The sequence below is a fragment of the Streptomyces sp. NPDC088794 genome, from assembly GCF_044750545.1.
Lineage (GTDB): Bacteria > Actinomycetota > Actinomycetes > Streptomycetales > Streptomycetaceae > Streptomyces.
On the sequence record NZ_JBIVKB010000017.1, the window covers coordinates 96,556 to 109,901 of the forward strand.

9 protein-coding genes and 1 tRNA gene are annotated in these 13,346 nt (G+C 70.5%); 2 read left to right on the forward strand and 8 right to left on the reverse strand.

All coding sequences use genetic code 11. The features are described 5' to 3' along the window. Nucleotides 1-74 precede the first annotated feature (74 nt). Complete coding sequence (locus tag ACIP6U_RS38080; RefSeq protein ID WP_124004358.1) at nt 75-731, reverse strand: response regulator; 657 nt, start codon at nt 729-731, stop codon at nt 75-77. Nucleotides 732-826: 95 nt separating this feature from the next. Here ACIP6U_RS38080 and ACIP6U_RS38085 point away from each other — a divergent pair. Further along, a tRNA-Leu gene (locus ACIP6U_RS38085) sits at nt 827-909 on the forward strand. A gap of 79 nt (nt 910-988) precedes the next feature. Here the strand turns inward: ACIP6U_RS38085 and pyk are convergent. Next, nucleotides 989-2,425: a pyruvate kinase gene (gene pyk / locus ACIP6U_RS38090; protein WP_401727281.1), complete on the reverse strand. Its 1,437-nt coding sequence runs from the start codon at nt 2,423-2,425 to the stop codon at nt 989-991. 141 nt (nt 2,426-2,566) lie between these two features. Beyond that, nucleotides 2,567-3,298 carry an SIMPL domain-containing protein gene (locus ACIP6U_RS38095; protein WP_401727282.1) on the reverse strand — a complete coding sequence of 244 codons (732 nt, stop codon included), beginning with the start codon at nt 3,296-3,298 and terminating at the stop codon, nt 2,567-2,569. Between the two features lie 149 nt (nt 3,299-3,447). Between ACIP6U_RS38095 and ACIP6U_RS38100 the strand changes: the two genes are divergently transcribed. After that, nucleotides 3,448-5,256 carry a bifunctional metallophosphatase/5'-nucleotidase gene (locus ACIP6U_RS38100; RefSeq protein ID WP_401727283.1) on the forward strand — a complete coding sequence of 603 codons (1,809 nt, stop codon included), beginning with the start codon at nt 3,448-3,450 and terminating at the stop codon, nt 5,254-5,256. A 60-nt stretch (nt 5,257-5,316) separates the two neighbouring features. On the opposite strand, the gene ACIP6U_RS38105 is transcribed toward ACIP6U_RS38100, so the two are convergent. From ACIP6U_RS38105 to pepN, 5 genes are all read right to left on the reverse strand, one after another. Then, nucleotides 5,317-6,321 carry a chitinase gene (locus tag ACIP6U_RS38105; RefSeq protein WP_401727284.1) on the reverse strand — a complete coding sequence of 335 codons (1,005 nt, stop codon included), beginning with the start codon at nt 6,319-6,321 and terminating at the stop codon, nt 5,317-5,319. Between the two features lie 213 nt (nt 6,322-6,534). Next, complete coding sequence (locus ACIP6U_RS38110) at nt 6,535-7,683, reverse strand: GDSL-type esterase/lipase family protein (protein WP_401727285.1); 1,149 nt, start codon at nt 7,681-7,683, stop codon at nt 6,535-6,537. 100 nt (nt 7,684-7,783) lie between these two features. Further along, on the reverse strand, nt 7,784-9,205 hold the full coding sequence (locus ACIP6U_RS38115; protein ID WP_401727286.1) for a lysine N(6)-hydroxylase/L-ornithine N(5)-oxygenase family protein: 1,422 nt from the start codon (nt 9,203-9,205) through the stop codon (nt 7,784-7,786). Beyond that, nucleotides 9,202-10,584: a pyridoxal phosphate-dependent decarboxylase family protein gene (locus ACIP6U_RS38120; protein WP_401727287.1), complete on the reverse strand. Its 1,383-nt coding sequence runs from the start codon at nt 10,582-10,584 to the stop codon at nt 9,202-9,204. The genes ACIP6U_RS38115 and ACIP6U_RS38120 overlap by 4 nt, the downstream gene beginning before the upstream one ends. Before the next feature lie 205 nt (nt 10,585-10,789). Then, nucleotides 10,790-13,276 (reverse strand): aminopeptidase N, encoded by a 2,487-nt coding sequence (gene pepN / locus ACIP6U_RS38125; protein ID WP_401727288.1) that lies wholly within the window; start codon nt 13,274-13,276, stop codon nt 10,790-10,792. Nucleotides 13,277-13,346 lie beyond the last annotated feature (70 nt).

Consider the following 13,346-nt stretch of genomic DNA (forward strand, 5'->3'; position numbering starts at 1 on the left):
TGCGCGACACCGCGATACGCCGGAGGCCCGCACCCTGTCAGGGGGTGCGGGCCTCCGTCACGTACCGCGCGGGCTCAGCCCTTGCTGTTCTTCTTCTCGTCCGCGTCCAGGATGACCGCCTCGGCGACCTGCTGCATCGACATCCGGCGGTCCATGGAGGTCTTCTGGATCCAGCGGAACGCGGCGGGCTCGGTCAGTCCGTACGCGGTCTGGAGGATGGACTTCGCCCGGTCGACCAGCTTCCGCGTCTCCAGGCGCTGGCTGAGGTCGGCGACCTCCTTCTCCAGCTCCTTCAGCTCGGTGAAGCGGGAGACGGCCATCTCGATGGCCGGTACGACGTCACTCTTGCTGAACGGCTTGACCAGGTACGCCATCGCGCCGGCGTCCCGGGCCCGCTCGACGAGGTCGCGCTGCGAGAACGCGGTGAGCATCAGCACCGGGGCGATGCGCTCCTCGGCGATCTTCTCTGCGGCGGAGATGCCGTCCAGCTTGGGCATCTTCACATCGAGGATGACCAGGTCGGGCTGGTGCTCGCGGGCCAGCTCGATCGCCTGCTCGCCGTCACCGGCCTCGCCGACGACGCTGTAGCCCTCTTCCTCCAGCATCTCCTTGAGGTCGAGGCGGATCAGTGCCTCGTCCTCCGCGATGACGACACGGGTCGTCAGCGGAGGCACGTGCGACTTGTCGTCGTCGGGCGCGTCCACGGGCTGGGGCGACTCGGGGGCGGTCACGGGGGCTCCTCGTTCCGGGCGGGGTGCTGCTGACAAGCAGCCTACCTAGCTGCGACGCAGTGAGGTCACCCGGTATAGTCCTGTGGGGTTGCCCGGCCGGGTTGGCGGAATGGCAGACGCTGATGTCTCAAACACATCTGTCCGAAAGGGCGTGCGGGTTCGAATCCCGCACCCGGCACCCGACACACCAGTAAGCGGATGCCCACATCGATGTGGACATCCGCTTTCTCGTACCCCCGACTGCTCGCGTCAGACGGTCACTTGGGGCTGTCGTCCTCGCCGATGTGGTGCACCCGGACGAGGTTCGTCGCGCCCGAGACGCCGGGCGGGGAGCCCGCCGTGATGACGACGATGTCGCCCTTCTCGCAGCGGCCGAACTTCAGGAGCAGTTCGTCGACCTGGTCGACCATGGCGTCGGTGGAGTCGACGTGCGGGCCGATGAAGGTCTCGATGCCCCAGGTGAGGTTGAGCTGGGAGCGGGTGGCCGGCTCCGGGGTGAAGGCCAGCATCGGGATCGGGGAGCGGTAGCGGGACAGGCGGCGGGCCGTGTCGCCGGACTGGGTGAAGGCGACCAGGAACTTGGCGCCGAGGAAGTCGCCCATCTCCGCCGCCGCGCGGGCCACCGCGCCGCCCTGGGTGCGGGGCTTGTTCCGCTCGGTCAGCGGCGGGAGGCCCTTGGCGAGGATGTCCTCCTCGGCCGCCTCGACGATCCGGGACATGGTGCTGACGGTCGCCACGGGGTACTTGCCGACGCTGGTCTCGCCGGACAGCATCACCGCGTCCGCGCCGTCGATCACCGCGTTCGCCACGTCGCTCGCCTCGGCCCTGGTGGGGCGGGAGTTCTCGATCATCGAGTCGAGCATCTGGGTGGCCACGATGACCGGCTTGGCATTGCGCTTCGCCAGCTTGATCGCGCGCTTCTGGACGATCGGGACCTGCTCCAGGGGCATCTCGACGCCGAGGTCGCCCCGGGCGACCATGATGCCGTCGAACGCGGCGACGATGTCGTCGATCGCCTCGACGGCCTGCGGCTTCTCGACCTTGGCGATCACCGGGAGGCGGCGGCCCTCCTCGTCCATGATGCGGTGGACGTCCTCGATGTCCTTGCCGCTGCGGACGAAGGAGAGGGCGATGACGTCGCAGCCGATGCGCAGGGCCCAGCGGAGGTCGGCCTCGTCCTTGTCGGAGAGGGCGGGCACGGACACGGCGACGCCGGGGAGGTTGAGGCCCTTGTGGTCGGAGACCATGCCGCCCTCGACGACGGTGGTGTGGACGCGGGGGCCGTCGACGGTGGTGACTTCGAGGCAGACCTTGCCGTCGTCGACCAGGACGCGCTCACCGGGAGTGACGTCGTCGGCGAGTCCCGCGTAGGTGGTGCCGCAGGAGTGGCGGTCGCCCTCGGCGCCGTCCTCGACGGTGATGGTGAAGGTGTCTCCGCGTTCAAGGAGTACCGGGCCCTCGGTGAAGCGGCCGAGTCGGATCTTCGGGCCTTGAAGGTCGGCGAGGATCCCGACGCTGCGGCCGGTCTCGTCCGAGGCCTTTCGCACGCGCTGGTAGCGCTCCTCGTGCTCGGCGTAGCTGCCGTGGCTGAGGTTGAATCGGGCGACGTCCATTCCGGCTTCGACCAGTGCCTTGATCTGGTCGTACGAGTCGGTGGCGGGCCCCAGAGTACAGACGATTTTTGCTCGGCGCATGATTCGAGCCTAGGCCTTACCGGCCAGTAGAGAATTGGCCGCGTATGACCACTCAACAACCTTTGAGTGAAGGGCTATTGACAAGTATTGAATTGTGCGGAGGGGTGCTCCGATGAGCATTTTTCTGCTTGCCGCGCCTTTCTACAGCCGGGGCGGTGTCATGGTGAAGCGGGCGTTGACCTGGGCGAAGACGTGCTGGCGCTGGGGTTCCAGGTCGAGGGCCGGAGCGCCGGCGTCCGCGGCGGCCGCGAACTCCATGGTCGCGCTGCGCATACGGCCGGGCGCCTGCGGATACGGCTGGGCGTTCTCGGCGCCGATGTCGGCCAGCTCGACCAGCGCGGCGAGGCCGGCGCCCAGGGCCTCGGCGTATTCACGGGCGCGTTGGACGGCTTCGCGCACCGCCTGCTGCCGGGCCTTGCGGTGGACCGGCGAGTCGGGCCGCAGGGCCCACCAGGGGCCGTCGACGCGGGTGAGGTCGAGATCGGCGAGGCGGGTGGTGAGTTCGCCGAGCGCGGTGAAGTCGGTCAGCTCGGCGGTGATGTGGACGCTGCCGTGATAGGTGCGCACGCGTTCGCCGCGACCACGCTGGGTGAGCTCGGGGGTGATGGAGAAGTGCCCGGTCTCCAGCCGCTCGACGGCGTCCCCGTACGTCTTCACCAGCTCCAGCGCGGTGGCGTTGCGGCGCGTGAGGTCCTCCAGGGCGGCTCGGCGGTCCTTGCCGCGGGAGGCGACCGCGATGCCGATGCGGGCGATCTCGGGGTCGACTTCGAGGCGGGCCTCGCCGCGGACGGCGATGCGCGGGGCGTCGGGGGTGCCGTACGGCACGGCGGGCTGGGAGGTGTCCGGCGACGGGGTGCTCGAAGCGGTGGCCATACGCCCAACTCTGTCACTTCTTAGCGGGGTACGGCCCGGGAGCGCACAGGTTAGGTCATCAGATCGCAACCTCAGGGACCTGTTGCCGTCGGTCGTGGACGCGTCAGAATCTACGCGCGTTGTTGACCATTCCCCGAGGAGAGCCAGAGATGCCCTTGAACCGCCGGAAGTTCCTCAAGAAGTCCGCCGTGACAGGTGCCGGGGTCGCGCTGGCCGGCGCGGCGGCGACACCGTCGGCCGAGGCAGCGGAGAGCGCGATGAAGAAGCCGTCGAAGGCGAAGCGGTACTCCCTCACCGTCCTGGGCACCACCGACCTGCACGGGCATGTCTTCAACTGGGACTACTTCAAGGACGCGGACTACACGGACGCGGCCGGCAACGCACAGGGCCTGGCCCGGATCTCGACGCTGGTGAACGCGATCCGCAAGGAGCGGGGCCGCGAGAACACGCTGCTGCTGGACGCGGGCGACACGATCCAGGGCACCCCGCTGACGTACTACTACGCGAAGGTCGACCCGATCACCGCCAAGGGCGGCCCGGTGCACCCGATGGCGCAGGCGATGAACGCGATCGGGTACGACGCGGTGGCGCTGGGCAACCACGAGTTCAACTACGGCATCGAGACGCTGCGCAAGTTCGAGGAGCAGTGCCGCTTCCCGCTCCTCGGGGCGAACGCGCTGGACGCGAAGACGCTGAAGCCCGCCTTCCCGCCGTACTTCATCAAGAAGTTCTGCGTGCGGGGCGCGCCGCCGGTGAAGGTGGCCGTGCTCGGTCTGACCAACCCGGGCATCGCGATCTGGGACAAGGCGTACGTGCAGGGCAAGTTGACGTTCCCGGGCCTTGAGGAGCAGGCCGCGAAGTGGGTGCCGAAGCTGCGGTCGATGGGCGCGGACGTGGTCATCGTGTCGGCGCACTCCGGCTCCTCGGGCACCTCGTCCTACGGTGACCAGCTGCCGTACGTGGAGAACTCGGCGGCGCTGGTCGCGCAGCAGGTGCCCGGCATCGACGCGATCCTGGTGGGCCACGCGCACGTGGAGATCCCGGAGTTGAAGGTCACCAACGCCAAGACCGGTAAGACGGTGGTGCTTTCGGAGCCGCTGGCGTACGCGGAGCGGCTTTCGCAGTTCGACGTCGAGCTGGTCTTCGCCAAGGGACGGTGGAGCGTCGAGTCGGTCGCCTCCAAGGTCCTCAACACCAACACGGTCGCCGACGACCCGAAGATCACCCGGCTGCTCTCGGACGAGCACGCGAAGGTCGTCGAGTACGTCAACCAGGTGGTCGGCACGGCCACGCAGACGCTGACGACGGTCGAGGCGCGCTACAAGGACGCCCCGATCATCGACCTGATCACCAAGGTCCAGGAGGACGTCGTCAAGGCGGCCCTGGTGGGCACCGCGTACGCCTCGCTGCCGGTGGTCGCGCAGGCCTCGCCGTTCTCGCGGACCTCGGAGATCCCGGCGGGCGAGGTGACCATCCGGGACCTGTCGGGTCTGTACGTGTACGACAACACGCTGGTCGCGAAGGTGCTGACGGGCGCGCAGGTGCGGGCGTACCTGGAGTACTCGGCGGAGTACTTCGTGCAGACGGCCGCGGACGCGGTGATCGACCCGGCGAAGCTGACCAACGCGAACAACCGCCCGGACTACAACTACGACTACGTATCGGGCTTCACGTACGACATCGACATCGCTCAGGCGGCCGGTGCGCGGATCAAGAACCTGACGTACGACGGGGCGGCACTGGACGACACCCAGCAGTTCGTGCTCGCGGTGAACAACTACCGTGCCAACGGCGGCGGCGCGTTCCCGCACGTGGCCTCGGCGACCGAGGTGTGGTCGGAGTCGACGGAGATCCGCACCCGGATCGCGGAGTGGGTGACCGCGAAGGGCGAGCTGGACCCGGCGGACTTCGCGTCGGTGGACTGGAAGCTCACGCGGAACGGCACGCCGGTCTTCTGACGTTCAGTCAACTGCTGGGCGGTGCTTCGGACCTGGAGTGTCCGAAGCACCGCCGTCGGGTCAGCGCAGGGTGCGGGTGAACTGGTACGCGCTCTGCGAGGTGCCGCTGCACGTGTCGGAGAGCTGGCCGTTGGTCGCGCAGGCCTTGTCGCGGCCGAGCGACCAGAAGGAGAGCTCCTGGATGCCCTTGCTGGCCGCGAAGTTGGCGAGGGTCGTCGCGTTGGCCGTGGTGAACACCTCGGCCTGGGTGTCGTTGACCCCGATCATGGGGGTGTTGCCCTCCATGGCCCACAGCTGCGCGGAGGTCTTGGTCGTCCAGATCCGGCCCAGCTGGTCGTGCAGGGCGGTCGCCGCGTCGGTGGCCGCCTTGCCCATGTCCATGGCCGGCCCGTAGTCCATGGTCATGATGTTGACCAGGTTGACGGTCAGGGCGTTGCTCTTGGCGTTGTTGAGCAGGTTGATCGAGTTCTGCTCCAGGCCGGTCGGGTTGACCGGCAGGGTGTACTGGACGTCGAGCTTGCGCCCCGCCGCCGCGTACTCGCTCTGCAACTGCGCCAGGGCCTTGTTGCGCCGGTCGTTGGCGGCCGTGTTGTTGAGGGTCGAGCCCTCGATGTCGAGGTCGACACGGGTGAGGTTGAGCGTGTCGATGACCTTCTTGTACTGGGCCTTGAGGGTCGAGACCGAGGTGCAGGCCAGACCCAGTTCCGTGCCGGAGGCGCCGCCGAAGGACGCGATGACGTCCCCGCCCGCCGCGCGCAGCGAGTTGATGGCGGAGGTCCAGGAGGCGTTGTTGATGGCCGTGTCGCCGTTGAACGTCGCGTTACAGCCGCTGCCGGCGATGACGAAGGCGAGGGTGAAGTACTTCTGCCCGGTGGCGTTGCGCGCGTTGGCCAGGGCGGAAGGCGAGTTCCAGGTCTCCGCGTAGGGCGCGGAGTACCGGGCGGGGAAGCCGGGGCCGGGGTTCGCCGCCGTCGTGGCGGCGGACGCCGAGGGGGCGAGCAGGCCGGCCACCGTCGCACCTGTGGCAGCGGCAACGGCCAGCGCGTATCGGCTGTTTCGACGCATGAGTCCTCCAAGATGCGGCGCACGCGGCGCTGGTGGGGGTAGAGGAAGTCACGCCCAGTTCACGAGTCTGAACAACCTCTGTTCATGTGAACGGACTGTGAGCCATTAAGGCCTAGACCAATACCCCCGTCAACCCATGCGTCGGAAAAGGAGGGTTGGCGTCGACGCCGGTCCTTCCGAGGGCCGGCGGCCGTCCGGCGGCTCAGCGGCCTTCTAGAGGTCCAGCAGCGTGATGTCGACGGCGTCCGCGATGGCCTTCGCGCCCGCGTCGTTGACGTGCACGCCGTCACCGGAGTCGAACTCCGCGCGGATACGGTCCTGTTGGTCCGGGTCGGCGACGGCGGCGGCCACGTCGACGACACCGTCGAAGGGATGGTCGTCGCCGAGCAGCCAGGCGTTGACCTCACGGCGTGCGACCTGGCCGCTCTCGCTGTCGTAGCCGGGATAGGTGGTGCCCGCGTAGGGGCCCAACGTGCTGCCGATGACGGTGAGTCCGGCGGTGTGCAGCCGGGCGGCGAGCATACGGAGGCCCGCGATCAGGTCGGCCGAGGTGGGCCGGGCGGCGGGTTCGGGGTAGGCGAGGGTGCCGGGCAGGCCCAGGTCGTTGAGGCCGATGTGGATCAGGACGTGGCTGACGCCGGGCACGGCGAGGACGTCACGGTCGACGCGGGACAGCAGGTGGTCGCCGACCCCGTCGGTGAGCAGACGGTTGGCGGAGATGCCCTGGTTGACGATCCAGCCGCGGGTGAGCCGGCGTCCGAGCTGGGCGGGGAAGCTGTTGTCGGTGCCGGGGGTGATGGCCGCGCCCTCGATCCAGGAGTCGCCGAACGCGACGGCGATCCGGGTGCCGGCGGGGGCCAGGACGTCCACGCCGGTGAGGTAGTGGCCGGTGGACAACTCCTCGGCGTCCTCCAGGACTTCGGCGGAGAGCCGGTCACCGGGGACGGCGTGGCCGATGTCGTACGGGATCGCGGAGTACGTGCTCGGACCTGTGTCACCGGGCAGGTAGAGGCTGACGGTGAGCTCCTCCCCCGCGCTGACGGGCAACTCGACCGGATCGCTGACGAGTTCCTCGCCGACCGGGATCGTGGCGTCCTCGGCGCCCGCGAAGCGCAGGGGTGTGTCGCTGGTGGGGTCGATCCGGCTGCCCCGGGTGCGGACGGCGAGGTGGGCGCCGCCGACGTGCAGGGGCTCCTTGCCGTAGCGGTTGCTGAACCGGACGCGCAGCGCCTCGCCGCCGCCGGCCAGGCGCAGGGACTGGCGGACGGTCCGGTCGGTGAAGCCGCGGATCTCGAAGAGGGCGAAGGCCTCGTACGGGTCGATGACGGCGGAGCGGTGCGCGGCGATCCAGGTCGAGGTCATGGCGGGCCCCAACGCCCCCGCCGGACGGGTTCTTCCCCCGTTGACCTTTTGCGGCCTTTCGTCGGTGCCGTTTCGCGCGGGTGTCACCGCGCCGTCGGTGTCACGTCCCCTCGACGAGCGGGGTGAGGACCTGGGCCTGGCGGGCCTGCGGGATGTGCGGTTGGCGCTGGTCGAGACCGAAGGTGGTGAAGGCCGTACGGGTCGGCAGGGAGTAGGTCTCCTTCCCGGCAAGGGAGTTGAGGATGGTCGCGCTGCGCCAGGCGGCGAGGCCGAGGTCGGGGGTGCCGACGCCGTGGGTGTGGCGTTCGGCGTTCTGGACGTACACCGAGCCGGTGACGGCGGGATCGGTCACCAGCCTGAACTGCTCGTCGACCCGCGGGCGTTCGCGGCTGTCGCGGCGCAGATAGGGGTCGATGCCGGCGAGGATCCGGTCCAGGGGGCGTTCCCGGTAGCCGGTGGCGAGGACCACGACGTCGGTGGTGAGGCGGGAGCGGGTGTTCTGCTGGATGTGTTCCAGGTGGAGTTCGACCTTGGTGGCGCCGATCCGGCCCGCGGTGCGGACGCGGACGCCCGGGGTGAGCACGGCGTCGGGCCAACCGCCGTGCAGGGTACGGCGGTAGAGCTCCTCGTGGATGGCGGCGATGGTGTCGTTGTCGATGCCCTTGTGGAGCTGCCACTGGGTGGTGCCGAGCCGGTCGCGGACGCCCTCGGGCAGGGCCTGGAAGTAGCGGGTGTAGTCGGGCGTGAAGTGTTCCAGGCCGAGCTTGGAGTACTCCATGGGCGCGAAGGCCTCGGTGCGGCCGATCCAGTGCAGTCCCTCGCGGCCGGCCGGGCGGGCGCGCAGCAGGTCGAGGAAGACCTCGGCGCCGGACTGTCCCGAGCCGACGACGGTGACGTGTTCGGCGGCCAGCACCGTCTCGCGGTGGGCGAGATAGTCGGCGGCGTGCACGACGGGCACGGCGGGCGCCTCGACGAGCGGCTTCAGCGGCTCGGGGACGTACGGCTCGGTGCCCACGCCGAGCACGATGTTCTTCGCGTACGTCCGCCCGAGCGCCTCGGCCTCGCCGTCGGCGTCGAGCTGGGTGAAGTCGACCTCGAACACGTCGCGTTCGGGGTTCCAGCGGACGGCGTCGACCTGGTGACCGAAGTGCAGTCCGGGCAGGCTCTCGGCGACCCAGCGGCAGTAGGCGTCGTACTCGGCGCGCTGGATGTGGAAGCGCTCGGAGAAGTAGAACGGGAAGAGCCGGTCGCGGCTCTTGAGGTGGTTGAGGAACGACCAGGGGCTGGCGGGGTCGGCGAGGCTCACCAGGTCGGCGAGGAACGGGACTTGGATCCGGGCCCCGTCGATGAGGAGGCCGGAGTGCCACCCGAAGGCGGGCCGCTGCTCGTAGAAGGCGATGTCGAGCTCGGTGAGCGGATGGGCGAGCGCGGCGAGGGAGAGGTTGAAGGGTCCGATGCCGATACCGACGAGGTCACGGGGCGCGTCGGGTTCGGGGTGCGGGGGGTTGGGGGTGGTGCTCATCGGGGGGTGTTTCCTTCCGCGGGTGTCTCTACGAGTTCTTCGACGACCTTGAGGAGCGCGGCCAGGTCGGCGGACCGGGTGGCCGGGTTGAGGAAGGTCGCCTTGAGCCAGAGGCGGTCGGCCGTGCGCGCGCGGCCGAGGACCGCGCGGCCGTCGGTGAGGAGGCGCCTGCGTACGGCGGCCACGGCGTCGTCGGTGGCCCCGCCCGGCCGGAACAGGACCGTGCTGATGGTGGGCCGGTCGTGGAGCTCGAAGCCGGGGTGGTCGCGGACGAGGGCGGCGAACTCGCGGGCGCGGTCGCACACTTGGTCGACGAGCGCGCCGAGGCCGCTGCGGCCGAGGGTCTTGAGGGTGACGGCGATCTTGAGGATGTCGGGGCGGCGGGTGGTGCGCAGGGAGCGTCCGAGGAGGTCGGGCAGGCCCGCCTCGGTGTCGTCGTCGGCGTTGAGGTAGTCGGCGCGCTGGTTCAGGGCGGCGAGGTCGCGGGGGTGGCGTACCGCGAGGAGCCCGGCGGCGACCGGCTGCCAGCCGAGTTTGTGCAGGTCGAGGGTGATGGTGTGGGCGCGCTCCAGACCGGCGAGCTTGTCGCGGTGGCGGTCGCTGAAGAGCAGGCCGCCCCCGTAGGCGGCATCGATGTGCAGGCGGGCGCGGTGGGCCGAGCAGAGGCCGGAGATCTCGGGCAGCGGGTCGATGAGCCCGGCGTCGGTGGTGCCGGCGGTGGCGGCGACCAGGCAGGGGCCCGACAGGGCGGTGAGGGCCGCGTCGAGGGCGGCGGGGTCGAGGGTGCCGGCGGGGGTGGGCACGATCACCGGTTCGGGCAGTCCGAGCAGCCAGGCGGCGCGGGCCAGCGAGTGATGGGCGTTGGCACCGCACACCAGCCGGACGTCGGCGCCCTGGGTCTCGCGGGCGAGCAGCAGGGCGAGTTGGTTGGACTCGGTGCCGCCGGTCGTGACGAGGGCGTCGGCGGCGCCGGCTTCCAGGGCCAGCTCCCGGGCGACCTGGGCCTCCAACTCGGCGGCGGCCGGGGCCTGGTCCCAGGAGTCGAGGGACGGGTTGAGGATGCTCGCGGCCAGGTCGGCGGCGGTGGCGACGGCCAGCGGCGGGCAGTGCAGATGCCCCGCGCACAGCGGGTCGGCCGGGTCGGCGGCCCCTTCGGCGAGCAACCGCACGAGCGCGTGCAGGGCGTCCGGATCGCCGTCGTCCGGCAGTACGTCCCCCACCACCTCCCGCACCCGCGCGGCGACCGCGTCCGGGCCGCCCGAGGGCAGCGGCCCGCCCCTCGCGCGCGTGCCCTCCCGCAGCGCGTCGAGCACGGTGTCCAGCAGAGGCCGCAGGGCGCGGGGGCCTTCGGGACCTGAGGCGAGAGGCGGCGTGCTCATGAGGTGACCTCCGGGGCGCCGGACAGAGGGAGTTCCAGCTTGTACGCGGATGCGATGGCGCGCCCGAAAAGTTCAACGATTCAAACCCGAAAGAAGGTACTTCCGTACGGGGAAAACGTGTCGGGGTGGGCCGATTCCTGCCCCGGCCCACCCCACTGCCCATTTCTCGTGTACCGGCGGCCAGGGCCTGTCCGCCGGACAGGCCCTAGACCTCCCGCACCCGCAACGCCCGCGCCAGGTCGTCGAGTTCGTCGACCAGCCGGCGGCGCAGGGCCGGGGTCAGGTCGGCGTCGCGCAGGCACTCCTCGCCCAACCGGAGGTTCTCCGTGTCGACGGCGTACCCGGGGAAGGCCCAGCGGCCGACGGCGACGGCGATCGCGGGGCCCCGGCGGGCGGCCACGGCGACGGCGTCCTCGTAGTAGCGCGGGACGTACTCCCGTACGAGGTCCGCCTGTTCGGGCTGCCAGAAGCCCTGGGCGGTGGCCGTGAAGAGGTAGTTGGAGAGGTCGTCGCCCGCGAACATCGCGTCCCAGGCGCGGCGCTTGGCCTCGGGGTCGGGCAGGGCCGCGCGGCAGCGGGCGGCGCCCTCCTGGCCGGTGGCGGAGGGGTCGCGGTCGAGTTCGGCGGCGATGGCGGCCTCGTCGGTGGCACCGAGGACGGCGAGCCGGCCCAGGACCCGCCAGCGCAGCTCGGGATCCAGGTCCGGGCCGCCGGGCACCGTGCCCTCGGCCAACCAGGCGGCGATGGTCTCGGGTTGGGCCGCTACGTCGATGAAGTGGCGGACCGCGATCAGCCGCAGGCCGGCGTTGTCGCCGTCCTCGGTGCGGCGGATCAGGTCGCGGCACAGGTCGGTGAGGGTGGCGAGGGCGACCGGGCGGGCCTCCGCGGTGATGTACCGGTCGGTGACCTGGGCGGAGGCGAAGGCGAGGACGCCCTGGACGAGGGCGAGGTCGGTCTCGCGCGGGAGGTGGGCGCGGGCCGCGTCCAGGTAGGCGGTGGCGGGGAGTTGGCCGTCTCGGACCGAGTCCCGCAGCGCGTTCCACACGACCGCGCGGGTGAGCGGGTCGGGCAGTCCGGAGAGGCCGGAGCGGACCGCCTGGAAGGACTCGGGGTCGAAGCGGACCTTGGCGTAGGTCAGGTCGCTGTCGTTGAGCAGGAGCAGCGCGGGCCGCTTGCCCAGGGGCAGCGGGGCGGACTGCGGGATGTCGAGGTCGAGGCGCTCGCGCAGGACGAGCCGACGGGCCTCGTCGGCGGGGTCCTGGTCGTAGAGGCCGACGGCGATGCGGTGCGGGCGGCTGCCGGCGTGCTCGACGGTGAGGGCGCAGGTGCCGTCGTCGCCGGGGGCCACGACCGGGGTGAGGGTGTCGACGCCGGTGGTGCGCAGCCAGGCGTCGGCCCAAGCGTGCACGTCACGTTCGGTCGCGGAGGCGAGGGAGTCGATGAAGTCGGCGAGGGTGGCGTTGCCGAACCGGTGGCGGGCGAAGTGGGTGTTGATGCCGGCCAGGAAGTCCTTCTCGCCGAGCCAGGCGACGAGTTGGCGCAGTGCGGAGGCGCCCTTGGCGTAGGAGATGCCGTCGAAGTTGAGGAGGGCGGCGGCCGTGTCGTCGACGGCCTCGGGGGCGACGGGGTGGGTGGACGGGCGCTGGTCGGCGTCGTAGCCCCAGGACTTGCGGGCGACCCCGAAGTCGGTCCAGGTGTCGGAGAAGCGGGTCGCCTCGGTGAGGGTCTGGTAGCCCATGTACTCGGCGAAGGACTCGTTCAGCCAGATGTCGTCCCACCAGCGCAGCGTGACGAGGTCGCCGAACCACATGTGGGCCATCTCGTGCGCGATGACCATGGCGCGGGTCTGCCGCTCGGTGTCGGTGACGGCGGAGCGGTAGACGAACTCGTCCCGGAAGGTGACCAGTCCGGGGTTCTCCATGGCGCCGGCGTTGAACTCGGGGACGAACGCCTGGTCGTAGGAGTCGAAGGGGTAGGGCTCCTCGAACTTCTCGTGGTAGCGGTCGTAGCACTGCCGGGTGATCTCGAACAGTTCGTCGGCGTCCACGTCGAGGTACGGCGCGAGCGAGCGGCGGCAGTGGATGCCGAAGGGCAGGCCGCGGTGTTCGGTGCGCACGGAGTGCCAGGGGCCGGCCGCGACGGCGACGAGGTAGGTGGAGATCGGCGGGGTGGGGGCGGCCTGCCAGCGGCCCTCTCCGAGGTCCTCGGCGATGCCGTTGGCCAGCACGGTCCAGCCCTCGGGGGCCTTGACGGTCAGCTCGAAGACGGCCTTGAGGTCGGGCTGGTCGAAGGCGGCGAAGACGCGCTGGACGTCCTCCATGAACAGCTGGGTGTAGAGGTAGGTCTCGCCGTCGGTGGGGTCGGTGAAGCGGTGCATGCCCTCGCCGGTGCGCGAGTAGCTCATGACGGCGTCGATGACCAGCTCGTGCTCGCCCTCGGTGAGGCTGCTCAGCGGGAGCCGGTTCTCCGCCAGTGTCCCCGGGTCGAGGGGCTGTCCGTCGAGGACGACCGTGCGCAGTTCGGCCGGCTTGAGCTCGACGAAGGTGTCCGCGTCCGCGCGGGCCGTGAAGTGGATGACGGTCCGGGAGTCGAAGTGCTCGTCGCCGACGGTCAGATCGAGGTCGATCGTGTACCGCTGGACGTCGAGGAGCCTGGCACGGGTCTGCGCTTCGTCGCGCGTGAGTACGGACATGCAGGACATGCTGCCTGATGGCACCGACAAGGCACAGAGGAGGGCCGGTACGCGTCCTACGTCCGGTACG